This is a genomic window from Sphingobacterium sp. UBA6317 (genome assembly GCF_002440385.1).
Classification (GTDB): Bacteria; Bacteroidota; Bacteroidia; order Sphingobacteriales; family Sphingobacteriaceae; genus Sphingobacterium; species Sphingobacterium multivorum.
Genome location: NZ_DJTD01000033.1, coordinates 1 through 23,388, shown reverse-complemented (window position 1 = coordinate 23,388; position 23,388 = coordinate 1). Strand labels below are relative to the sequence as shown.

Annotated in this window: 16 protein-coding genes and 1 pseudogene; 4 read left to right on the top strand and 13 right to left on the bottom strand. The window is 36.5% G+C overall.

Translation table 11 applies throughout. The features are described 5' to 3' along the window. Positions 1-1,015: 1,015 nt before the first annotated feature. From B3E92_RS10125 to aroE, 9 genes are all read right to left on the bottom strand, one after another. Complete coding sequence (locus B3E92_RS10125; RefSeq protein ID WP_313372648.1) at positions 1,016-2,443, bottom strand: NAD(P)/FAD-dependent oxidoreductase; 1,428 nt, start codon at positions 2,441-2,443, stop codon at positions 1,016-1,018. Positions 2,444-2,540: 97 nt separating this feature from the next. Then, complete coding sequence (locus tag B3E92_RS10120) at positions 2,541-4,007, bottom strand: transglutaminase domain-containing protein (RefSeq protein ID WP_286896539.1); 1,467 nt, start codon at positions 4,005-4,007, stop codon at positions 2,541-2,543. Positions 4,008-4,373: 366 nt separating this feature from the next. Further along, complete coding sequence (locus B3E92_RS10115) at positions 4,374-6,746, bottom strand: outer membrane beta-barrel protein (protein WP_286896538.1); 2,373 nt, start codon at positions 6,744-6,746, stop codon at positions 4,374-4,376. Next, positions 6,743-8,449 (bottom strand): O-antigen ligase family protein, encoded by a 1,707-nt coding sequence (locus B3E92_RS10110; protein WP_070562436.1) that lies wholly within the window; start codon positions 8,447-8,449, stop codon positions 6,743-6,745. Before B3E92_RS10110 ends, B3E92_RS10115 begins: the two co-directional genes overlap by 4 nt. Before the next feature lie 194 nt (positions 8,450-8,643). Further along, entirely contained in the window at positions 8,644-9,360 is a 717-nt protein-coding gene (locus B3E92_RS10105; RefSeq protein WP_286896534.1) for a hypothetical protein, read from the bottom strand. A 17-nt stretch (positions 9,361-9,377) separates the two neighbouring features. Further along, complete coding sequence (locus B3E92_RS10100) at positions 9,378-10,001, bottom strand: hypothetical protein (RefSeq protein WP_070562441.1); 624 nt, start codon at positions 9,999-10,001, stop codon at positions 9,378-9,380. A gap of 47 nt (positions 10,002-10,048) precedes the next feature. Continuing rightward, positions 10,049-10,342: a hypothetical protein gene (locus tag B3E92_RS10095; RefSeq protein ID WP_165305214.1), complete on the bottom strand. Its 294-nt coding sequence runs from the start codon at positions 10,340-10,342 to the stop codon at positions 10,049-10,051. A gap of 1,306 nt (positions 10,343-11,648) precedes the next feature. Next, positions 11,649-12,011: a phage portal protein gene (locus B3E92_RS10090; RefSeq protein WP_070563767.1), complete on the bottom strand. Its 363-nt coding sequence runs from the start codon at positions 12,009-12,011 to the stop codon at positions 11,649-11,651. Then, positions 12,011-12,796, bottom strand: coding sequence for a shikimate dehydrogenase (aroE, locus tag B3E92_RS10085; RefSeq protein ID WP_286833717.1), 786 nt, complete (start codon positions 12,794-12,796; stop codon positions 12,011-12,013). The genes B3E92_RS10090 and aroE overlap by 1 nt, the downstream gene beginning before the upstream one ends. 200 nt (positions 12,797-12,996) lie before the next feature. Between aroE and B3E92_RS10080 the strand changes: the two genes are divergently transcribed. After that, complete coding sequence (locus B3E92_RS10080) at positions 12,997-13,893, top strand: helix-turn-helix domain-containing protein (RefSeq protein ID WP_286833719.1); 897 nt, start codon at positions 12,997-12,999, stop codon at positions 13,891-13,893. Positions 13,894-14,109: 216 nt separating this feature from the next. Here B3E92_RS10080 and B3E92_RS10075 read toward each other — a convergent pair whose 3' ends face one another. The 3 genes and pseudogenes from B3E92_RS10075 to B3E92_RS10065 form a co-directional block, all read right to left on the bottom strand. Further along, complete coding sequence (locus B3E92_RS10075; protein WP_286833726.1) at positions 14,110-16,134, bottom strand: glycoside hydrolase domain-containing protein; 2,025 nt, start codon at positions 16,132-16,134, stop codon at positions 14,110-14,112. A 138-nt stretch (positions 16,135-16,272) separates the two neighbouring features. Continuing rightward, positions 16,273-16,485 (bottom strand): annotated as a pseudogene (locus tag B3E92_RS10070) (TMEM175 family protein); the annotation flags it as partial. After that, the gene (locus B3E92_RS10065) at positions 16,478-17,197 is read right to left on the bottom strand and encodes an outer membrane beta-barrel protein (RefSeq protein ID WP_286833720.1); all 720 of its coding nucleotides are present in this window, start codon (positions 17,195-17,197) and stop codon (positions 16,478-16,480) included. The gene B3E92_RS10065 and the pseudogene B3E92_RS10070, both read right to left, overlap by 8 nt. 260 nt (positions 17,198-17,457) lie before the next feature. Between B3E92_RS10065 and B3E92_RS10060 the strand changes: the two genes are divergently transcribed. From B3E92_RS10060 to B3E92_RS10050, 3 genes are all read left to right on the top strand, one after another. Beyond that, positions 17,458-17,880 carry an OsmC family protein gene (locus B3E92_RS10060; protein ID WP_070563780.1) on the top strand — a complete coding sequence of 141 codons (423 nt, stop codon included), beginning with the start codon at positions 17,458-17,460 and terminating at the stop codon, positions 17,878-17,880. Between the two features lie 11 nt (positions 17,881-17,891). Then, complete coding sequence (locus B3E92_RS10055) at positions 17,892-18,206, top strand: hypothetical protein (RefSeq protein WP_070563783.1); 315 nt, start codon at positions 17,892-17,894, stop codon at positions 18,204-18,206. A 129-nt stretch (positions 18,207-18,335) separates the two neighbouring features. Then, complete coding sequence (locus tag B3E92_RS10050) at positions 18,336-19,214, top strand: pirin family protein (protein ID WP_070563786.1); 879 nt, start codon at positions 18,336-18,338, stop codon at positions 19,212-19,214. 77 nt (positions 19,215-19,291) lie between these two features. Here B3E92_RS10050 and B3E92_RS10045 read toward each other — a convergent pair whose 3' ends face one another. After that, on the bottom strand, positions 19,292-23,158 hold the full coding sequence (locus tag B3E92_RS10045; RefSeq protein WP_286833722.1) for a TIM-barrel domain-containing protein: 3,867 nt from the start codon (positions 23,156-23,158) through the stop codon (positions 19,292-19,294). Between the last annotated feature and the right edge of the window lie 230 nt (positions 23,159-23,388).

The window sequence follows — 23,388 nt, the reverse complement described above, 5'->3', positions numbered from 1 at the left end:
TCAACATCACCGGAATATGCATCCCTTTCTCAGGCCGCCTATAAAAGGAAAAAAGGGACAGCTAAAGATCTTCGCAGATTGAAAAATAGGGGTCAATATCGAAATGATGAAAAAAGCTATGCTTGTACCACAGAAATCCAATCCTAAAATTTATTTAGGACACATATGACTTATCTTTTTCATTTTTTTAATCTAAGTTTATAATGTCCACTTCCTCCGGGACATTGATCGAAGATTTTTTTAGAGAAACATATACTTAGTAAGAAGACCGTAGATGCGTCCGCCCAGCTTTTTTCCTGTTTTTTAAAGAATATTATTCAGCTCATTGCCCCATTAGGAATCAGGCATTTCATAATCATTTATAAAAAAGTAAGGGTACTTGAATTTTCATTAAATCACACCACGCAGCGATAGCTTTTATTTTATGATCCTGCTCGTTAATTCTTTATAAACAGGATATTGTTGAGCAAAATCTTCATATTCATTAATTTCCACCGTATACCATTTGTCTAATGCTTTTTTAACAACTTCCGGCCCGTATTGCGCCTTTATGGCTAAAAAGTTTATTGATTAGCCGTCGTTTCAATGGGTACTAGATACGATCTTAACATTCCATGGTTTCGATGAAGTAAGGATATCAACAGACGATAATATAGTTAAGGCAATAGTAACAGAATTTTATTGCGGAAAAGTTTTAATATTCCCTTTAAGTAGAATAAATGCAGGAGATGCTTCACCATGAACAGCTGTAGTTCTCATAAAATGATCCCCCAAAATCCTTCATAATATTGGGCAAAGCCCGTAGGGGAATCGAACCCTAATTGCATTAATCTATTTATCAGTAATTTACAAACCTTCTATTTCCCTACTCATCGAATAACTCACTGGTTTGACATACGTTTTAGCTGCAAGCGCTTATAGTACTAAGATATAGAAAAATGTATAAATTTTCTATATCTATCATCCAATTATTATTAAAATACGACCTAAATACATGATAAAATGTGTATGAAGCTTATTCAAACCCTAAATGATCCTGTAAAGCACATATGGCCGCATGAAATCCGCACATACCATGTACTCCGCCGCCTGGAGGTGTCGAAGATGAACATATATAGACATTCTTTAAAGATGTACGGTAAGGTTTGGAGCCCAGAACGGGTCTCGCAACCAGCTGACGTAAATCCATAATTCCTCCATTGATATCTCCTCCAACATAATTAGGATTATATTCTTCAAGTTCTTTCGGCCGCATAATATGGCGGGCTAAAATTGTATCTTTAAATCCTGGCGCGAACCGTTCAATTTGGTTCTCAATTTCTTCGCTATAATCTATTTCGGATCCATGAGGCACATGACAATAGGCCCATCCAATATGTCGATCGGCTGGTGCCCTAGTTTTATCAAATGTGCTTTGTTGGGAAAATAAGACGAATGGTTTTTCGACTTTTTTCCCTCGAAAAGTATTATATTCATTCGCAACAATCTCTTCGAATGTATTTCCTAAATGTACAGTTGCAGATTGATTGCAACTATTGTCTTTAAAAGGAGTCTTCTCAGACAGGGCCCAATCCATTTTAAATATTCCCATTCCGTACCTGAAATTTTTTAAGCGTGATTGATAGCCTATTGAAAAATTTAATCCTTTTATCCGCAATATTTGCCGTGGTGTCAAATCTAAAAATAATAGTTTATGATTTGGAAGGTCGTTTACATCTTCAATCCAAATATCGGTCTGTATTTCCCCGCCTAGATGTTTAAAGTAATTTACCATAGCATCAGCAATGGATTTAGATCCACCTACGGGAATCGGCCATCCTGATTTACTAGCAATGGCAGACAAAATAATTGCTATTGCAGACGTTCCAAAGTTTGATAAAGGTTGAATACTATGAGCAGCAAGACCGGCCCACAAAGCTTTAGTGCGCAAATTCGAAAATCTCTTTGCGGTCCACGTTGCAGGCTGAATAGCATCTAGGCCGAAGCCCGAGTATTTTAGAAAATTAGATCGAAAAGTTAATGGAGCTAAAATCGCTTCTGCGTAATCTTCCCAATGATCTATAATTTTCTCAACCAATCGACCAAAATTTTGTCCATCTTTTCCCTCTAAACAATCTATGGTTTTTTTCAGATCATCATAAAGTGTTACTGTAGGATTATTATCCATTGGATGGGACAAAGGATACGTTGCATAGGTAAATTCTAGACCATAATCCATCAATGGTAGGGATTTAAAAAATGGCGATGCAATAGCCATTGGATGTATTGCTGAACAAACGTCATGTTTGAATCCATTCAATGTAAGTTCCTTGGTACGCAAACCACCACCTATTGAATCTGAACCTTCAATAATTAGCGTTGATAATCCGCTTCGCTGGAGTGTAATACCTGCCGCAAGACCATTTGGTCCAGAACCTACAACAATGGCATCATATTTTCCCAAATCTATTATAAATTATTAAATGAAAATTTTTAGGCAACGTAAGAATAACCTTAGTATGCTACCTACGACCTTTTAAACCTAATCTACAATTATGTGATCAAACCCATTTTATTTTATCTTTATACAGAATGAATGGGCGTTCTTTTTCTGTTGGTTCCTTTTCGCATAGCAGATACATTGTACCGGTTGGAATATTATCAAATATAAGACTGCCGCTTGGGCCTACAAGTTTTTTATCTCCTAGAACCCATTTCTTATCCCAAAAATATAATTTATATTCCTTCCCTGGGATCGGTGGGGAATTTATTTTTCCATTCGCTATCCGAGTACATTCTTCTACCTCCCAACCATTTTGCAATACATCCATTTGATCAGCCTCTGGGGACTGCGTTCTATCAAGTGTAATACTTATTCTTCGTGCAAAATTAGCGTATAGAAAAATAGAATGCCCAGACTCATCTAAAAACAATGGAAATTCGTTGGTGTTATCTTTGTTTTCTTGATACGTGGAAACATAATATAACAAGTTTCTATTCATCTTTGAAAAGATATAACTCTTACTTCTTTCCACTGCCATCACCGGAACAAACTTTCCGTTATTATAATTACTTATGTATAGTAAATTTGGGTTTCCTTTTATCCTGTTTAATGGCAAAATAATATCGGATACTTTAAAATATTGATCTGTCACATCGATCATCCGGGAATTTACAGTCATCGGTAAAAAGTTTCTTTGATTATCAAATTTATAATACGAAGTCCCTTTTTGTACCGAATATGTTCGCCTATATATTTTTCCCGGTAGTTTATACGTAGATTTTATACTATCATCTCCCATTTTAAAAAGATAGAAAGGCTCATACCCTCCAATATTAGCTTCAGCCCCAAGAAATGGTATACTTGAGCTGTCCGAAGTTATTAAAGCATTCCAAACGTGTCCTCCCGGAGTATTGCCCCAAGCCGGTGTAAAATCAATAGCGACAGGTATTCCTAACGCCCTAAAAACGTACCCCGCATAATTTGCCATTGTAACGCAGGAACCAGATTTATTATCTAGGATCTTATTTATGGTTAATGTATCTTCATAAGTATTCTTTAAATCGAATTTAAACCCGATTTTAAGTTTGTTATTAATAGAATTACAACTGTCTATCAAAGTCCTAATTGAGTTAATTCCATCAATCTTCCGTCTCTTTTGAATATTCCAAATATAGCTCCTCCAATCATGTATAGGTGAATCGTTTAGTCTATAAGGCAATACAAATTCTTTAAAAACACTTTCCGAAATAATTCTTTGATCTAAAAGATCTTTCGATGATTGATAGGCTAGCTTAATATTCTTGAGAATGATTTCCTCAGAAACGTTCCCACTATCTTTTTTTACGTCACCGTTCTCCGACAAATGAAATAATCCTGACATATTTGTATCGATGAACGTATAATAGCTTTCCAGTCGTCTATCGCCTTGAATTTCTTTTGGAATATTAGACTTTGTTGAGGTAACGCTGCTTGTACAGCTTACAAAGATAAATTGTAATAACCAGAGTATATAATTTCTTAACATCTTCACAAACCTTAATTATTAATTTTTGTTCTTTTTACATCTACCCTATTCCTAAAGAGCATTATACAACGAAGCTGGCATTCTACTGGTTCCTTATTATTATGAAACAGCTCGATTGTATCACCCTTAACCAGTTTCATGTTTTTTTTGCTCTCAGGTGGTAATATAAATTTATGTGAATTCTTAACGATAAATAAATTCTTTGTCGAAAAGTTCTCCAGTTTTACTTTAGCCTTTGAATTTAAAGAGGAAACCTCGAACTTTTCAGACGACGCCAGTTGTGTATGCCCTGAACTATATATTCTACAGGAATATAAACAGCTTGTCAAAAAAGCCGATATTAAAATTAGTTTAAGTTTTCTCATTCTATTTCTGTTTTAATCTGTTAATTGCATCTTCGCTTTCCGACTCTTTTCTTTCTGCGGTCTTTATTTTTTGCATAGCTAAATTCCAAGAAACACTAAGCCTGAAAAATCTTGTATCATTATATTTACGCGTTCTATAAATAAGGCTATTATAAAGTACTGATGTCCTATCTATTTCATTTCTAAAAAGGTCACTAAATGTACCGGTTATAGTTATTCCAGGTTTAGTGAATTTTTTCTGTAAGGCTAAACTTGTATTATTGTAGCTTTCACTTTTAAAATAACCGTCACTCATTGAGCTGTAGTAAGTCTGGGCAATTTGAAAAACCCAACCATTTTTTATAATGAAAGAGTTCGTAATCCGACAATCGAAAAGAGGGGACGACGATTTTCTTTTCACATTTCTATAATCCCCATAAGCATAAGTAATGTTGCCTGTCCCGAGCAATCGCCACCATTTTTTAGGAGATAAGTTTAAATTTACATTTCCATAATATATATAGGCAGTAAAATTGTCAAACTGCTGATAAAGGTTCCCATTTTCATTAGCTAAAATTATTGTACTAATAAAGTTTTTCAAATATTGGCCCCCAACAGAAGCCGATAATACTCCATTATTTGTCCATGAAACATCTATTGTATGGTTATTTTGAGGTTTGATGTTTTGGTTACCTTTAAAATTCACTGCAGAATTATCCGTAAATCTTTCAAAGGGGTTTAATTGATAATAATCAGGCCGAGTAAAAGTATTTTTATAACTCAAGTTCCAAACATTTTTTTCATTCAAATCCCATTGAATCAATAATGATGGTAGAATATTAAACCAGTTTATCTTTGTTTGAAGATTCTTTAATCGCTCGTTAGACTGTATACGGTTATTTTCCAACTTTATCCCCACGCGATAATAAAACTTATTTAATTCAGCTTCCCATTCCGAATATAGTGTATATGTATGTTCAGTATATTTAAACGAAGACTTTGAAAGATCGGCAACAAAAGCAGAATTTCGGTTTAATTCAGTAGTTTTACTCTCATTAGTTAAACTATTATAAAATAATCTAACACCGGTTATCATATTTCCACCCAATATTTTTTTTGAATATGTGGTATTTGCCACGAAGGTATTAAGCCCATTAGGAAGGGAATCTTGATATAAACTTTCCTTCGCCTTATTATCTGAAATAACCGTATTTATAGATCGAATATTTAAAAGTTTATTTCTATTCCGACCGTATTCCAATTGAATTTTTAAGCTTTGATTCGTTGTATCCCAAGATAGGTCATATGTTCCCTGAACGAAGAATGATCTATTCTTTCCATTTCCCATGGATTTAAAAATAAAAATGGAGTCTCCAGCAAGTAACCTATCGGCAGAGGGATCTCCGTTGTCCGAATTAATAGCCAGCCCATTCTTGTTGAACTTCAATTCAGAGTAGAGTGTAAGCTTATTATTTTTATTTATATCATATCCAAGATTCAAATAATATTTTTGTCCTTTTGTTTTATTGTCAGAATTCTGCATTACATCCCATATCATATCATCCTTATACTGGGTAGTAATATCGGATTTTTCATATTTTTTCCCATCTTCGAAATTAGATCCTATCTGGCCAGAAAATAAATACTTTTTAAAATCCACTCGTGCGGAAGCAATATTGCTAAAATATCTTGCCTTGATTAAACTGTTGCCAACTGTAGCCCTATAGCCGTCCGTTTTAAGCTTTTTTGACTTTATATTGATCACAGTTGCAACATCGGATGGGAAAGTACTATTGGGATTTGCAATAACTTCGATCCTATCTACATCATTTGATGGGGTCGATCTTAAATATTCCATGAGCTCTGAACCTCCCATATAAACTCTTCTTCCATCAATATACACAGTAGCCACCTGAGTTCTCACAGTTAGCATGCCGGATTCTGTTGTTTGAACAGTCGGCACCTGCTTTAACATTTCCCATAAGTTACTTGAATTCATCATTGGGTTATTCTCAGGATCTATTATAATACTTCCCTTTTTTATTTGCATAAATCTTTTCGTCCCAACAATACTAACCGTATCAATATTGATATTTATTTTGGACAATTTCATCTCAATACTCTGTTCAGGCTGGCTTGCTAAAACGATTGTATCAGTATTATTAAAACCTACAGAAATTGCAGAAAGTAAATATTTCCCAGATTTTGGTAAGAAGATCTCAGCATTTCCTGTTTCATCACTCTTTATTTCATGCGTGAAACGTTCTCCTTTAATTCGTATAGTAATATTTTGCAATTTTTTGCTGTCCTTATCTGTGGTATAAATATTTAGACGGGTCTGAGCAACACCTGAGAATGTTAAGCATAGAGCTAAAACCAAAAACTTTATTTTCATTTTAAAGGTTTTCTTTGTAACATATTTTGAACTTCAATTGCAGCACTTTTTATCTCCCGTACGACCCGTGATTCTACTTTAATCGGCTGTTGGGTTATTTCCATCGCCGTACGTAAGCAATCCTGGTTCATCCCATTATTTTTATAAATATTCATCAAACGGTATTTTGGGTAAAATAAATTCGGTATTAAAACAGAGGCATATTTGTAATATCTTATAGCAAGTGAATGATCCCCAAGTTTTTCATAACTTTCTCCCAAATACATGAAAATGGTATGGTTGCTAGAGTACAGGCTGGCTTCTTTTAATACGCCGATAGCTTCTGTGTATTGGGAATTTTTCATCAGATATTTACCATAGTCGATTAATACCACGGGATCATTTGATAGTTTTTTAGCGATATCCTTATATGCATTTGAAATATCCGCATTAGAACTCTGTACACTTGCACTCTTCGTTTTTATTACATGCCATCGCAGAATGTTGTTATACCGGCTCAATATTCCCGCTATGATGAAGATTGAAATTCCAGATACTAATAAAAAAACGAGTGGTTTAGGTAATGTTATGGATCTAACCTGTTCATTCTTTAATGAGCCTAACTCTGAAAGACTAAAAATAAAAATGCATACAATGACCAATGTTTCAGAGGGATAAGAAAAAGTTCCCAGTATTGTCAACGAAATTATGGAATAAACAAAAACCAAATTATTTTTATCCGAATTTCTGCATAGGTTAAATATCTTAACAGTAATAATCGATAAAAGTACAAAACCGAATATTCCACCCTGAAGCAGAAAATCTAATATTTCATTATAATTTACGTTGATATAGGAAGCCAGATATTTCTCGGTAGCAATATTATGTTGGGAAAAGTACTCTGCCTGATACTGATTATATACTCTTTCAAAATTACCAAACCCGATCCCAGTGATAAAGTTCTGTTTAAGCAATTCTATTTCCCTGCAAATAACAAACCACCGACCATTAGTGGAATCCTTTTTTGAGAGTAATAAAGTAACCAATATAAAACATAAGCATCCTATACCAAATAAAAAAGCCGGCAAATTCTTTTTCCTAAAGCATATCGTCCATAAGCTTTTGTATTCAATGCACAATGCTACTATTGAAGTAATTAGAATCGATAAAATAGCGGTTCTTGAAAATGAATGAAAAAAAACTAAATACAAGATCAAGAAAATAGATAAGGCGATTGGAATAGTGATGATTGACCAACCCTTACTTCTTACCCGGGTAACAAGTGTCCAATATAAAAAGGGTAAAATAGCTGCAAAAAAATTTGCTAGAACAGCTCTATTTCCAAAGCTTCCAACCATTGTGCCTCCTTCTACAACTTGTAATAGTGCAACAAAGGCCTCGTATATCCCTAAAAGTGCAAATACCACAATAAGATTTTTTTTTCGACCTTCATTCCCACATATAAATAATCTTAGAATTATATAAAAAGTAGAAATAGCTAGAATTCTGAAATAATCCGCAATGACAAAGCTGACAGCTGAAAGAAAATACTTATTTAAGATATAAAAGGCTAAAAATATGAAAACATAAATATCAATTTTGTAAAACGTATATTGCTGAGCATGCTTGATACCTCCTTTAAATAGTCCTTTACCTCCGATAGCCAATATTAAGAAAATGCTAATAATTGGAAAAAGATAATCATAAGAAAAGATTGGATTCATTTTTTACTTTTGTCAGAACTCAAATTTAAGAACGCAGTTAAATTTAAAATGATCATTAAGATTGAGAAAAAATACAGTCCTAAACTTAGTAATATACCAACATGCATTAGACTTATTAGCACTAGTACATAGCCTCGCCAAGATTTTTTCCATATAAATACTGGGTAAAATAGTTCCAGAATGACTACAAACCATCAGGCTAGTATTGCTGTGATTGGAAACGAAGCCATAAATCCATAGTCTATCTTGATCAGACCTGTAAAACCAGGTAGATGCACGGATTTCCAGAATGATTCTCCATTTCTCCAGTCTTCTCCAATAATTTTTTCTATACCTCCGGCAAAGTAAACTATGCACATATGGATCTGTAAAATTCTTCTGTATGGACTGGGATTGACGAACGCCTTATCCTTATAAATAGTTGCTTTATCAATTCCCTTTCCATGACCAAGAGGAAAAATTGCACAATAAAATAGGCTAATTGTTGTAAAATAATCAACACCGTAGCTAAATATTGGAGAACCTTTGACAATAATTAAATGTAAAATGACTAATCCTATGGCAGATAGTCTGGTTCGAAAACCAATTGCCAATGTAATACAGAAAATAATATAAAGAGAAATAAAGACAATCAATAATGACTTCTCTGGCGCAGAAGTAATTTCACCGAGAAATCGCAGAACCTCATTTATGTTAGGTATAAACCAAGGCTTTTGGATTCTCATCGCGTCCTGGGAGATGATATCGTTCGTTATATAAAGTCTCTCAAAGTCTTTTAAACATGCTAGAAAATGGAATAGACTAAAGAAACCTATGCCAAGCCTGTAAACAAAAAAGAAATTTTCATCCTCGCCGCGGTATTTAAAAAATGACGATCTAATTTTGTCAAAATATACTGATATTTTATGCATACATTCTAAAACTCTTTTTAGTTAATATCGAAGGCTACTAAACTAATTAATACAGGCTTTCTATTTCCGGCAATATAGTCGTTCAAATTAGGGTATTTATATAAGTATAAAGTAACGGTCCCGTTAGATTTATCTGCGACAGAAGATTGATCATAGATATTCTGACCAATTTTCTTCAGTACAATATCCAAATAACGTGTATAAAGAGTTTTCTCATTTGCTTTTTCAAGTGCTTTCATTCTTTCCTGAAAGTCGGATACCAGAGTCTCATATCTATTTCTAGCTTCTTGTGTAGATAAGTTGGGAGTATACTGCCGTGATATAATTTCTCCCGTTCTATTTTTTATTGCACATTCTATAATATAGCTGCTAGCTACATTTGGTGCAAAAAAGCCGTATCCGGCATCAATTCCTGCTATTATAGCGTAAGGAGTTATTCCGGGAGTATTTAAAAAACTTCTTACAGTTTTCTGAATTAAATCCGGTTCTAAGGAATCTTCCTTAGATACAGTCCTTTCATGAAAGTATTCTTTGGCAGTTGAATACCCTCCAAGGAATGTAGAGAATACTACGATGGTAAAATGAAATATTGTAAACAAAAAAAATAGGTTTTTTCTATTGTTAATCAGTTTTTCTTTCATTCTTATTGTGAATATCCTTCCCCCATACGGAGGAAGGAAATGATCAATTATTCATGGCTTTTAATGAACTCATCAAGAGACACATTGTCTGTATTCAAAGTTGCAAACGATGCAACCACTGTTTCAGACGATACTGTTGAGGTTTCTGCACTTTTAGTTATTGTTCCTTTTTTTGCAACAAATCCAGCTTCCGCATATAAAGTATTTTTGCCCTGCACGGCTTCATAACTCACTCTTTGAACTGCGGCTAGATCTTCAGAGTTGGAAAGAGTTGCAGGCCTAAATGCTACCAATCCTAGCGGTAAAGCGAAAAGGCCAATCATAAAAAATTTTGTTTTCATTTAATTTAAATTTAATTAATAAACCATTGGATTAATACAGCAAGCATCTTAATACCTTGCATATCACTAATATAAAATTTTATACCTTTTTAACCATAAGAAAAACAAAATACTACACAATAGTGTAGGGATGTATTAAACTAGATTATTTACCACATATAGCAAAATATAATTAATATTACAGCAAATATATATCACTGAGCAGCAATGCTGCATCTCAACCAAAAAAAATCGTAAGAAAAAAATTAAACCTATAAAGTACGACACAATGTGTAAACCTATAATAAAACGATACATCTGAGCGAGCAGAAGTTGGACACAGCCCTACTTTTCTTGCTCCATTTGTCTTAAATGGGGTTTAGAGTATCCTTCGGGGATACTCTTTTGGCTTAATAAAATCGTTAGCCTCTTTTTAGTATACTGGACAGTATACTTAGATTGATTTTATACACTAAGCAAACAAATACATTGGCTATATATCTAATGTGCTATCAATATAGATAAATAAACCTTTGGTTATCTGGACATAAGCAGTCTTTTAGCTATACCTGATATAGCTTTTTCCATTCAACTCCTCAAACGTGAAAATTTTGAACACAATTCTTGACAGGAATTCTATCATCTGCCTGATTGAGTTGCTAAGTTTCAATCCCACACAACAAGGTCTCTTTTGTTAATAGATAATCTGGTTTCATTACAGCGTGAGATTCAAATTCCAAATGGATATCTAATTCAATTTCAAGACGTTTTAAATATAATATTTTAAATAACTAATCAGTTTAAATTCCTTTTCTAACTCCTTTCTACACCATTCAAAGTTGAATCTATCTTCATATCAAAAATTTATTTAAATATCATTTTCATAACAAAATATGTAACGATAGTGTAACAGCCCGCAATTTCGATAAGTGAAAAATATTATATAAATTGCCTTAGCAAATCAGAAAGAACGTTTTTGCATCAGGTAATGAGGTACCGACGAAAAGACTCATAATCTTTTGGTCCCTGGTTCGAGCCCAGGTGGGAGCACAGAACAAAAAAGTCGCTTTTCTATATAGAAAAGCGACTTTTTTCGTTTCTACGCATCGTTTTCCGACGATGTAAAGGTCTAGGAGAATCACACCATTTCAGCCTGTTTTGCATAGTTTTTTATTGAACTTCACGTAAAAAGATATCTAACGGGATTTTTCACCTGCTAAAGAAAAAACTATAGCAACCGTCAGCGCAAAAGTTTATGAACACCACAAGAAATCAGATGGTACCTACGATGTGGAAATAATACCTTTTCTGTAAAGTTTACACTATATTAGCACCTTAGATATTCGATCAATTCAAACCTATTTCCGAATGGATCTCGAAAAAAAAATCGTTCTCGACCATCTATCTTGGACGAGTATTTTACGATTATATTCTGATTCTTCAAAAATAATTTAGCATGGGATAAGTCGAAAACTTCAAACGCAGGATGTATATCAGAATTTGTTTGATGGTACTTTTCTTCACGAATATGAAGCTGGATATCTCCGATTTCAAACCAAATAGCCCCCCTGGGATGATTACCAAGGATTTGATTCAAACGCAATATCTCAGCATAAAACCTTTGCGCTGAAGCTAGCCCGCCTAAAGGAACACTTATGAGTATATGCTCTACACGTTTAAATTTGATCATTAGTGTATTTTTAAAACATTGGCCAACGCTGAATGCATAACAGAAGGCTCGACGTCCATATCCATCCAATATTTAATTGCTATTCTGCCTTGATTAACGAGCATACTAAGACCATTTAAAACGCTACATCCCTTTTCTCGAGCGGTTCTTATAAAATGAGTATCTGGGGGATTGGGTATAACATCTGCGATAATCATCTCCTTTCCGATAAGATCAAATTCAATATCGAGTTTTTGATCCACATTGGGAAACAGCCCTACACTAGTTGCATTGATCAAAATATTCGTTGATAATTTTATCTTATACCTTCCTTCCCAACAGTTAAATAACGCGTTAGTTTTAGTATTACTATTTATCAGATCGGCAAGTTCTTCACCTTTAGATTTGTCCCTATTTACAATAATAATTGTATGGGCTCCCGCTAACGCCAATTCAACTGCAATTGCGCGAGCAGCGCCTCCAGCACCAAATATTGTAATACACTTGTCCTTAGGATCTTCAATAATTTCTAGCGCTTTTAAAAATCCTTTTCCATCTGTATTCTCACCTATCCAAAGGTTCCCCCTTCTAACTACAGTATTAACCGCACCTATCAATCGTGCAGAGCCTCCTAATTCATCAAGATATGGAACGACCGCTATTTTGTGTGGAATAGAACAATTGAAACCAATCCATCCCATGGCTTTTGCTCCTTTGATAGCATCTGCCAGATGCATAGGCTCAACCTTGCAATTCAGATAACGAGCGTTGATACTGTGATATCTATAAGCTGCTTCAATCATCATTACAGTTGGATCTCAGAAGCTGGTTTGGCAAAAGAGCCCGTAATAAAAGGCAAAAAATCAATGTTATCTTGCATAAATGTGAAATAAAGTAATTGATACAAAATGATAAATCTTCTATTACAAAGATTGCATATTACCGGCGCCACGCCCAGGTATATTTAAAGGTATTTTTTGTATTTTTATCGTAAGCACTTTTTAAAATGAAGAAAATACAGTTTGATCAACTCGTTATTCATGATTATGAAGAAAAGACTTTTCATTTACCCCTTCATAGCCATACTTATTATGAACTGGTTTATATCCACAAAGGTAGTGGCATTCATTTACTGAACAATAATAGGTTTCAATATGGGGAAGGAGATCTGTTTATAATAAGTCCAGAAGACGAACATTATTTTGAGATAAACAAAAGTACTCACTTCACATTTATAAAGTTCACAGACGCATATCTGTCAGAACACTCACAGCATACAGTAGATAATTTCAATTTATATGAACCTGTCCGAATAATGAAGAATAAGTTATTAAAGGAAGTGAAATTAAAAATAGATGAACCTCCCAATGCTATACTTCGAAATATTGTTGAGAATATAGTATTGTACAAATTTTCGAAGGATATCTCTCGTTCAGCGCTCATATTTTATCAGATACGATCTATCTTAGTCTTAATTAGCGAAGCTGCTGCTAAACTTCATATAAGAATTGACAATGGTCAGCCCGGTAAAGAAGAGCTCATTTCCTTCATACATCAACATATCTACCAACCGTCAATTATTCAGATTAAAAACATCGCCGCTCACTTCTCTATTGCAAATAGTTATTTCAGTGATTATTTCAAAAAAAAGTTTGGTATAAGTTATCGAAATTATGTCAACGAATACCGCATAAACTTAATTCAAACTCGATTAACTGTTCCGACCGTTTCACTATCGCAGATCGTATATGAATTTGGTTTTACCGATGAAAGCCATTTAAACAAATTTTTTAAAAACCATATAGGTCTGACCCCAAAAGTATATAGAAATTTACACCTTGAAAATACAGTCTTGATCTCTCCAATCGCAGATTCAATACCTCAAATAAAAGTAGCCAAATAACGCTGACTCTCTGATCAATCGTACTTTGATATTAACAACTATTGAGTTTCGTAGTTTTTATCGAAAATTTTATAACTGCATTATTTTAGCATGGGGCCATTTCATTCAGGAGCAAATTAACTGGTCATCGATTTTCCAATCTCTTTGGCCAGTACTTTTAAATCTCCAAGTAGTAAAAAACGCGAATTTAGTCTACAATCTCTGATCAACTCATGTTTATTTGTTTTCTATGTGACTTATCCAAGGATCATCCCTTCCATAATCAGTTGGCGTTTCCGACGATTCAATCTGTAGCGTCCCTCCCTTTCTAAGCTCTTCATGTGTGATCCATAACCTCTTCAGATCTTTTCCATTCAACCTAATCGATTTGATATAACGCGTTTTGTCGCTTCGATTCGGCACCTCAATGGTCAGTGGATTCTCTTTATTTTCCAATCTGATTTGATCAAAAAATGGCACGCTGATATAAAAAACAGGTTCCCCGACCAAAGGTTGTTGCAATCCGATCGCAGATAGCACCCACCAGCTCGACATAGCACCAGCATCGTCGTCCATGGTTCTTACAAAGGCTTTAGGCTCATTTTTATAGATCCGGTCGATATGTGCTCCGATTCCACGGCTGTTGTCATTAAAGTAATATTGTATGATGGTGTCCAATGCAATTCGATGTATCCACTCCTGATAGCGCCAAGGGGTTTTACTCGCATTATATAAGGTCAGCGATTGCATATCCGGTTCATTCGCCCTATTGAAATAATAACCGTCATAAAACTCATCCAGTTGCTGTGTAAAATTTTCTTCACCACCTGCTAGCTTTCTTAATCCCATAACATCAAAAGGTACATTCCAACGATATTGCCTAATTGTTCCCTGATACATATCCCGTGCCGACATACGGTCGACATCTCGTTTGGTCAGATCTTTGAAATCTTTATTCCAAATTGCCTGATATGATTTTGCTCGCTCCAGATAGATTTTGCTGTTCTGCGGAAAAAGCTTGGACATTGCCCACATATCATAACATGCTTCAAGGTACTTGTCCGGTTTCTTAAAATCATAGCGCAGGGTATCATGTATTAACGAATCTTTTATTCCATCAATATCGACCCGATATCCTTTCTTGACCGCATCCAAAAGAACGACAGCGGCATGTTCTGTCCGGACCGAATTTGCTGGTTCATGAGCTCCTGCAAAGTCAAATTTCCCATAACGGTACAGGTCTGCAATCGAGGAGACAACGCCCTGATACATTTCAGTATCTATCAGCTCCAAAAGCGGTAGTTGTGTTTTATAATTGTCCCAAATTGCCCATCCATGATAACGTATTTCTTTGGAACGATGTATTTTCCCGTCTGTTCCCCTAAAATTTTCCTGCTCATCGCTGATAACATAAGGAGATTGTAAACTGCGATAGAGCAAGGAATAGAATAAATCTACCTTATCCGAATCGCCCTTTACCTGCAGTACCGACAGGGCAGTTTTCCAACGATCAGCTGCACGTTTTTTTACCGTTGAAAAATCTAGCTTATCATATTCTGCAAGTGTCTTTTTTGCGTCCTGTTGATCCACAGCCGAAAATGCAATATTGACGTCTGCTATAAGGCTTTCCTCCTTCAGGTCTACCCAGATCTTGTTCCCCTCCTTTCGCCATTCGCTCGCTGTAGGAATTTCCAGCGCATAATAAATGGTATATGTTCCCACATGGCAGGTCGTTTTCGCACGTACTTTACCGAATAGCAGATTACCCTCCTGTGTAAATTCATTGTCAACAAAAGCGCCATTGAAAGCATGCCCCAAATCAATAAAAAAACCTTTCCTACCCACGGGAAAAGTATATTGTTCACGACCAAAATCATTATTCACAGCCACTTCAACTTGAATACCCTCTGCGGTTTTTAAAGCATAATACCCAGGTTGGGCGTGCTCGTCAATTTTATTCAGCGGCTTTGTATCATTTTTTATAAATGGTCTAATAAGGATCAGTCCACCACTGCCCATACAACCTACTCCCTCGAGGCGATTGTGTGTAAAGCCTTTAATTTCCTTGGCAAGATGCTCATAGCCCGTATGCGTCCCCGGATTAGTATAGGGCACAATGCTCAATTGATGGAAAGGAGAAGAAGCCGCTGGTGAAAGCTGGCCGTGGTCGCCGGAAGATCCCAAGAAGACGTTTACACGATCGGTCTGCGCTCCAGCAATTGTAGCATAACAGAGCATCAAAGACAGCAGTAATTTTTTCATATATAGTCTATTATTTTTTATATGTATAAAGGGCGCAAACTGATTTTTCACGATACAAAAAGCTAACCTATACAGTTCTTGGCCATAGCAAACAACTATTTTTTTCAGCGCCTGATGTTTTTTATTTATTAATTCTTCGAGAACTTTTCGAACAATTTGAAAGAGATGATGGTGATTATACCAGTACAGTCCAACGTAAACAAAACTAACGATATAGGAGATAACTTTAGGATATAATGGTTTAAGGCTAGCAAAAGTAAATCCTTCAGGTACTTATAATTCAAGTACCATAATCGTTATAATGATGGCCAAAACGCCATCACTGAATGCTTCTAACCTGCCTTTAGTCATTTTTGAAGATCGGGGTTAATAGCTGATACTGCAGGCCTAAACGGAATACATTTAATCGCGCCACACCAGGATCACCGCCCAACATTCCACTACGGTAGTCTTTTAGGCCCCATGAATAACCGGCAAACATGGTATAACGGTCATAATTTACATTAAACTGTAAACGCGGGCGTAGATCCAAATCGATAACCTTGCCTCTATCACGATCAAAACTTGTTTTATTCCCCTGTTTATCTTCAATGCTACCATTTTCTTTGATGCTCAGCGTTTTGGCAATATCCATACCCAGCTGTATATCCATTGTCATCGGTTCAAAAAAGACACGATAGCCAACAAAAGGATTAAAATTGATAAATTGTTGATTGAGACGGGTTTGACCACAGCTTCCATTCATAAACTCGTTGCCTTCCAAATCAATCTTTGTCTGCAATCGTTCATAGGCGCCTTCCAAACCTAATATCAGGTTGTTGGCAAAAACATACCGGTAGTTTAAAGCACCACCGATATTGATTCCATATTTTTTTCCGTAAGGATTATTGGTATAATAGTCCTGCTGCGTAGATCCATTCAACATACTCTTCGCTTCGGCTCCCGATCCCGTAAAGTTGGACACACCGGAAGTAATACCCACTCGTAGTTCGTGCGATTGCGAGAAAGCCATAAAATGGGTTATACCAGCAAAAAGTCCGACAAGTAAAAATCTCTTCATCATAACCGAAATATTAAATTAAAATCCTTAAAAAAATGAGCGTGTTCGATTGTTAAAAGTAAGAAAATTTATGTGATTCAACTTACTCCAATCCTTATTTTTTCTGAAACGGCAATGTTTATCCATTAGCACAAATCCATCCGCTTGATCGGCTATAAAAAAAACATCATAAGACAGAATGACTATATTTATTGAACTACATCAATGAAAATGAATCAATTCAGGCTTATTTTTGTTGTATTACAAACAAAAGAATTATCCGTATGAAATATATATTGGAAAACCCTGTCATCGGTCATATTGCCGAGCAGAAATATAAGACCAGCATCCACTGGAGGAATGGTGAATTTATTACGGATGAACCTGAAAAACTTGGCGGCAGAGATCTTGGGCCTGACCCCTACACCCTTCTTATCTCATCGCTTGTATCTTGTACCTTAGCTACTTTACGCATGTACATCGATAAAAAAGGGCTTGATATTCCAGAAATTTCAGTCAGTTCAAATATGTACCTCAAAATTGAAAAAGGACAGGTGGTTACATATTTTGATCGCGAGATAGCTTTTGGACAAATCTTAGCAGAGGATACCCGAGAACGCCTGCAACAAATTGCCGAAGAATGTCCCATTTCAAAAATTTTAAAGGGTAATGCCATTGTCAATACACTCATCAGGACAAATCCTTAAAAAAGAACATCATGAAAATCTTAACCTTTCTCATATTTGGTAAAAATGAAGAAATTCTCCTCACGCTCAAGAGAATCATTGAAAACACGCCCAACTGGAATGCATCGATACAATACGATTTGGATGCCTGTAAAAAACAGCTTATTGACGTCCCTGTAGATGTTTTATTATTGAGTTCGGGACTCTCGCCTCAGGAAGAGCATGAAATAACAGATCACCTTACGCGGCTCACTTATCCGATTGGTCTGATCAAACATTATGGCGGTGGAAGTGGACTTCTAAAAAATGAAGTCTATAGTCTTTTTCCAGACTTACTCTCCGTTTAATAAAGCACAGGATATAGCAATAGCGTCCTAGAAAAACAACCGAAAACCGTTAAAACTCTTTCTTTATTGAACTAGATCAATAGAAATCGACGGCCAATAGGCTAATTTTGGATACTAAATAATAAGATCATGAACAGACAGAACTTTATAAAAAAGGGACTTTTGGGTTCCGGGATATTTGCATCAACAGTGTCTTCAGCTGATATCTTGAAGAATGATATTGACGAGATAGAGCCGCTTGAAACGCTGGATGCCGAAGCTGTAAACTATAATTCAGACAAATTGGAAAACCATAGTGTCCTCCACAAGGCGGCTACACGCGGTCATGCAAATCATGGTTGGTTAGATAGCAATCATACGTTTAGCTTCGCCAATTATCACGACCCCGAACGTATGCACTTTGGTGTATTACGGGTGCTAAATGATGATATAGTGGCTGAAGGAAGAGGTTTTGGCAAACACCCGCACGATAATATGGAAATCATCAGTATTCCTTTGGAAGGTGATTTGCAACACGAAGACAGCATGGGTAACAAAGCCATTATCCGGAAAGGAGATATTCAGGTCATGAGCGCCGGAACAGGCATCATACACAGTGAATATAATAAAAACACCGATCAGGTAGTCAAGTTTCTTCAAATTTGGGTGTACCCTAATCAACGGAATGTGAGCCCCCGATACGATCAAATTACATTGGATATAACTCAAAGACAGAATAAATTCCAGCAAATTCTTTCTCCAAATCGAGAAGACGAGGGTGTATGGATCCATCAGGATGCCTGGTTTTCCATGGGGCATTTTGACAAGGACGTCCAAACAAAATACCGAATCAAAAAGGCAGGAAATGGTGTATATGTTTTTGTAATAAAAGGTAGTGTTACTGTCGAAGGAAAAGAATTAGAAAGCAGAGATGGCTTTGGAATATGGGATGTCGCTGAAATTAACCTCAAAGTAACCTCAGCAGATACTGAAATCCTGCTGATGGATCTTAGTATGATATTGGACTAATTAGGTGCATTATTTAGACATCATTTAACAAAAAAAGGGAGCCTATGAGGCTCCCTTTTTTGTTAAGGCTATTTATTTTAGAAAGTAACGGAATTCAGCTTTTTATCAACGAAGATACCATCTATTGCTTTCAGATTGAAATTGACATTACGTTTTGCTTTCAATTTGATCTTAAATAAAACTTCAGATCCATTCAAAGTCTCCTTGTTGCCCAGATTAACAAAAGTAGCATACAGAGCCTTACTTCCATTGGTGTGAAGACGATCGTTGCTATAATTGTTCATCTCCTTTAAATGTACGGACTCAATACCGACATATTCAAAATCACCCTGATTGTAAGGAAGAGCAAAACTAAGTGCATTGACAGCTTTAAGATTCTCTCCGCTAATACTGATCTCTACGGTTTCTCCCGACTTCAAGCTTGTTTTTGAGGGAACCAATTTTAGTTTACCAGCTACTTTTTCTTCTTTTGCTGGTTTTGCACCGCCTTCTATGACAACAGCAACATTGGAAATATCATAAGCGTCAATCAGATTATTTTTATTGACATCACCATTGCTGACATAACCTTCGAAATCTCCATCTCCCAGTCGCAATCCCGTGTAGTTAATATAGGAAGTCAAGTCATTATGATCGATCAATCGGTCATTATTAATATCGCCCGGTAAGTAGCTTGACGAACCTGGCACTTTAAACACATATAATTCTCTTCCTGAACCAAAACCTCCCACAGCTTCAGAAACTGAAATTTTGATAAATCGAGCCACCGGATGGGTTCCAAAATCAAAACGTTTCATTTCGCCATCACGTTTCCAGTCAAAACCACCAGCTTCCGTCCAGGTGTCCTTATCATTGCTATAGAATACTTTTCCTTTTAAAATGATGCCATTTCCGCCATCGGTTCTTGGAAGATATTCAAACTTATCCAATTGATTAACAGATTTTAGATCTAAAGTCATATCAAACGGAACAGCTGTCAGTCCCCATTTTGTATGCCACATATCCCCCTCATCATAATTGAACAATTTATTGATACCATTTCCGCCTTGGTTATCCACAGAAGTCTCTGCTTTGATTCCTTCGATGGCAAATTCCAATGGATTTGCCTTTGTTTTTGCGGCAAATGTACTCCAATCTGAAACACCAGATTTATTGACAGCTCTAATTTTAAACTGGTAATCAGTTTCCGCGGCCAATCCTTCGAATAGCAACTGACTGTCTTTGATGGTCGAATAGATCAGATTATTGAATTCAATTTCATAATAATCAGCATTTGCAACCTTTTCCCAGGTTGGGGTTAAGGTATATGCTTGTGTATGTTGATCTGTGATAACAGCTTTGGGCGAAGTCAAAGCACCGGTCTGAGCCAGATAGTTGTCAACAGGAGCATATTCGAAACCCTCCAATTGTACTTCTATTGCAGTCGATGAGACATCCTGTTTCGCTAGTCGTACCAGCAACTTCGGATTTTTCACCAAAGGTACTTTTTCAAATTCAGATCCCTTGGTTGCAAACTGATTCAGGTTTGGTTGTGCGTCGTAGAAATATACATTTTCAGAAGTATTGAACGCATCTAAGCTGTTCACTTCTTTAAGTTTATTATTTTTTCCATTGACCTTTACGGTCAATTTCTTAGGTGCTTTGGTAACGTTGAAACGAATTTCGGTAGACTTCATTTTTTCAAATCCGTCAAATTCGCCCTGTGTTGGAGCAATCGTAAAAACAACTTTATTATTGTTTAACTGCGAAGTTAGGGATGTAGTTACTCCCTTACCATACCGATAAGCCTCGGTTTTTCCATCATCATCATATTCCAGGAAATTGGAATTCCCATAAGGATACACCTCATAAATACGTTGATCCTTTTTGATTTCCAGCACATTATTATTCGGGTTGGTTACCGGAATAATAGCTCCATTTTTCACAAAAACAGGCAGCTTCCAAATAGGCACATTAAAGTTATTGATGATACGGCCACCCTGGTATTTTTCACCCGTAAAATAATCAATCCATTCACCATCCGGCAGGTAGATACCATTGCGTATATCATTTCCCTTCTCATCCACACGTGTTTCCTGATAAATCGGTGCCACCAGGAAATTTGGACCATAGAGGTACTGGTATTGCGTTGCCTTTCCAAGTGTATAAGCATTTGCTTGCTCTAAAAACATCGCGCGAATGATGGGCAGACCATCTACCGCTTGTTTTGCCACACTATAGCTGTAGGGAACCAATTGAGATTTCAATTTCAGATACAGACGATTGATCGAAGTAGCTGGCTCGCCCAAAGCATGAGGGTATTTCTCGTTCGAGCCCCAGCCATCCATATTGAGTTCCATGGGTGTCCAAGTCTTCCATTGAAAATCACGGATATTGACCTTGAAGTTTTTACCACCAAAGATCCCGTCCATGTCAGAGGTAATGTTGGGCTGGCCCGAAAGTCCCGAGCCTATATATGTTGGTATGTGGAATCGAATATACTCCCATACACCTCCAGTTTGGTCACCCGACCAGATACCCGCATAGCGCTGCGTACCTGCCCAACCATCCAATGAAATAATAAATGGACGAGCGTCGTTGCCATAGTAAGGCATGGTATGCCCTACATCAGCTACCCCGTTGAGACCAAAGGAGTATCCTGGGCCCACCCAGGCCACATCCGTCTTTAGGACTCTCACCCCCGCATCCCGAACCTCTTTTACTATATCACGTTGCAGTAATGCACTGATGCTGTCTTTGGGATGGAGATCAGACTGTGTCCATAAACCGATTTCCACACCATTCTTACGTGCATAATCGCCGAACTCTTTCAGGTTTTGGATATTTCCATCTAAAGATGCCGTTTGACCATATCCAGCACCGTAACCATCATTGGGAAGAATCCAACCCAAAGGCATGTCATGGGCTTTATAACGGTCTATGACTGCGCGAGCCGAAAATTGATAATTGTTTTTCTCGCCATTCAGCGATTCTTTGATTCCGCCATTGTCCTTTTGGCTTTCTTTATAGCGTTTGCCATCTTCAAAAAGAATTCCCTTTTCATCTTCTTTCCAAAAATCGCGGTTATAAGCATTAAGATGTCCTTCGTACAAACCAAATTTTGGTAGAAGAATTGGGTTACCCGTCAATTGGTAGAAATCGTTGAGCAAAGGCACAATACCGTCACCAACCATAAAAAAGACATCCAGATAATCCGTATCGTGGGCCAATTTGACTGTGCCAGCGGTTTTGGCTCCAAAGGCGTAACTTCCCTTCTTAAAAGTATGCCACATAAAACCATACCCTTTGGTTGACCAGTAATAAGGGGTTGGAGAGGCAACACCGCCATCGGTCCAGCTGTTCTGATTTTCGATAGCAATTACTTTTCCCTTATGTGAAAAACGTCCATTTTGAACGCCACCACCAAAAAAGTACTCATCCGCATTTTCCTTTAATTCAAGGCTTACTTGTTTGTCCTCAAAAACGACCGGCTTTAAGCTTTCAACTACAATCTTATTGGTTTTACGATTAAGGATACTAAACTGTGAAGTCTGTTTATCCATTGAAAAAAGAATATCGTTGGTGGAGATGCTGACCTTATTACCTCCATCCTTTACCTCAAGCCCAGTGACTGTTTTCCGAGGTTGCTCTACCAATATTTTTGCTTCGGGTTTTGCTTCGGGATCACGGATTATACCGCCATGAACATCCTGGAACATCCTAAAAATATGATTACCGTAGAAATCTAAAGTAAGACGTTGACCATTATCGTATACAATCTCGACTGTTGTCGGATTAATTTTCTGAATCGTGATAATACGGTTTCCGTGATCGCGACCCATTGTATTATAATAATTGATCGTACTTACTTTAGCGTCAACTCGAGAGGGTTGAAAAATAAAAGGAGAAGCCAATCCCATCAGTAAACTGACTTGTGCTTTTGTGCTCCAAAAAGATATCTTCATGCGTATGATTTATAATGCATTAAATTAACATAACAATAATACAATAGTAAATCGAAGTAAAAAAGGAATTATGGAATGCAAACGATTGTCCAATAATAATGTTGCAGGCTAGCGGCGGTTTCGGAACAGCTTCCGATGGAGCAGGCTCACCGACGGTCCTGTGCTGCGATAACCACTAGGCGGAGGATATGCAATAGCCTGTACATGTAAATACGGAAGTACTTAAACGA

Bases quoted from the DNA above. Each gene is read 5' to 3' on its own strand.
- B3E92_RS10090 (WP_070563767.1), bottom strand. From the start codon at position 12,011: ATGATCAAATTTAAACGTGTAGAGCATATACTCATAAGTGTTCCTTTA.
- B3E92_RS10105 (WP_286896534.1), bottom strand. From the start codon at position 9,360: ATGCATAAAATATCAGTATATTTTGACAAAATTAGATCGTCATTTTTT.
- B3E92_RS10095 (WP_165305214.1), bottom strand. From the start codon at position 10,342: ATGAAAACAAAATTTTTTATGATTGGCCTTTTCGCTTTACCGCTAGGA.
- B3E92_RS10080 (WP_286833719.1), top strand. From the start codon at position 12,997: ATGAAGAAAATACAGTTTGATCAACTCGTTATTCATGATTATGAAGAA.
- B3E92_RS10060 (WP_070563780.1), top strand. From the start codon at position 17,458: ATGAAATATATATTGGAAAACCCTGTCATCGGTCATATTGCCGAGCAG.
- B3E92_RS10065 (WP_286833720.1), bottom strand. From the start codon at position 17,197: ATGATGAAGAGATTTTTACTTGTCGGACTTTTTGCTGGTATAACCCAT.
- B3E92_RS10075 (WP_286833726.1), bottom strand. From the start codon at position 16,134: ATGAAAAAATTACTGCTGTCTTTGATGCTCTGTTATGCTACAATTGCT.
- B3E92_RS10050 (WP_070563786.1), top strand. From the start codon at position 18,336: ATGAACAGACAGAACTTTATAAAAAAGGGACTTTTGGGTTCCGGGATA.
- B3E92_RS10115 (WP_286896538.1), bottom strand. From the start codon at position 6,746: ATGAAAATAAAGTTTTTGGTTTTAGCTCTATGCTTAACATTCTCAGGT.
- B3E92_RS10100 (WP_070562441.1), bottom strand. From the start codon at position 10,001: ATGAAAGAAAAACTGATTAACAATAGAAAAAACCTATTTTTTTTGTTT.
- aroE (WP_286833717.1), bottom strand. From the start codon at position 12,796: ATGATGATTGAAGCAGCTTATAGATATCACAGTATCAACGCTCGTTAT.
- B3E92_RS10055 (WP_070563783.1), top strand. From the start codon at position 17,892: ATGAAAATCTTAACCTTTCTCATATTTGGTAAAAATGAAGAAATTCTC.
- B3E92_RS10120 (WP_286896539.1), bottom strand. From the start codon at position 4,007: ATGTTAAGAAATTATATACTCTGGTTATTACAATTTATCTTTGTAAGC.
- B3E92_RS10045 (WP_286833722.1), bottom strand. From the start codon at position 23,158: ATGAAGATATCTTTTTGGAGCACAAAAGCACAAGTCAGTTTACTGATG.
- B3E92_RS10110 (WP_070562436.1), bottom strand. From the start codon at position 8,449: ATGAATCCAATCTTTTCTTATGATTATCTTTTTCCAATTATTAGCATT.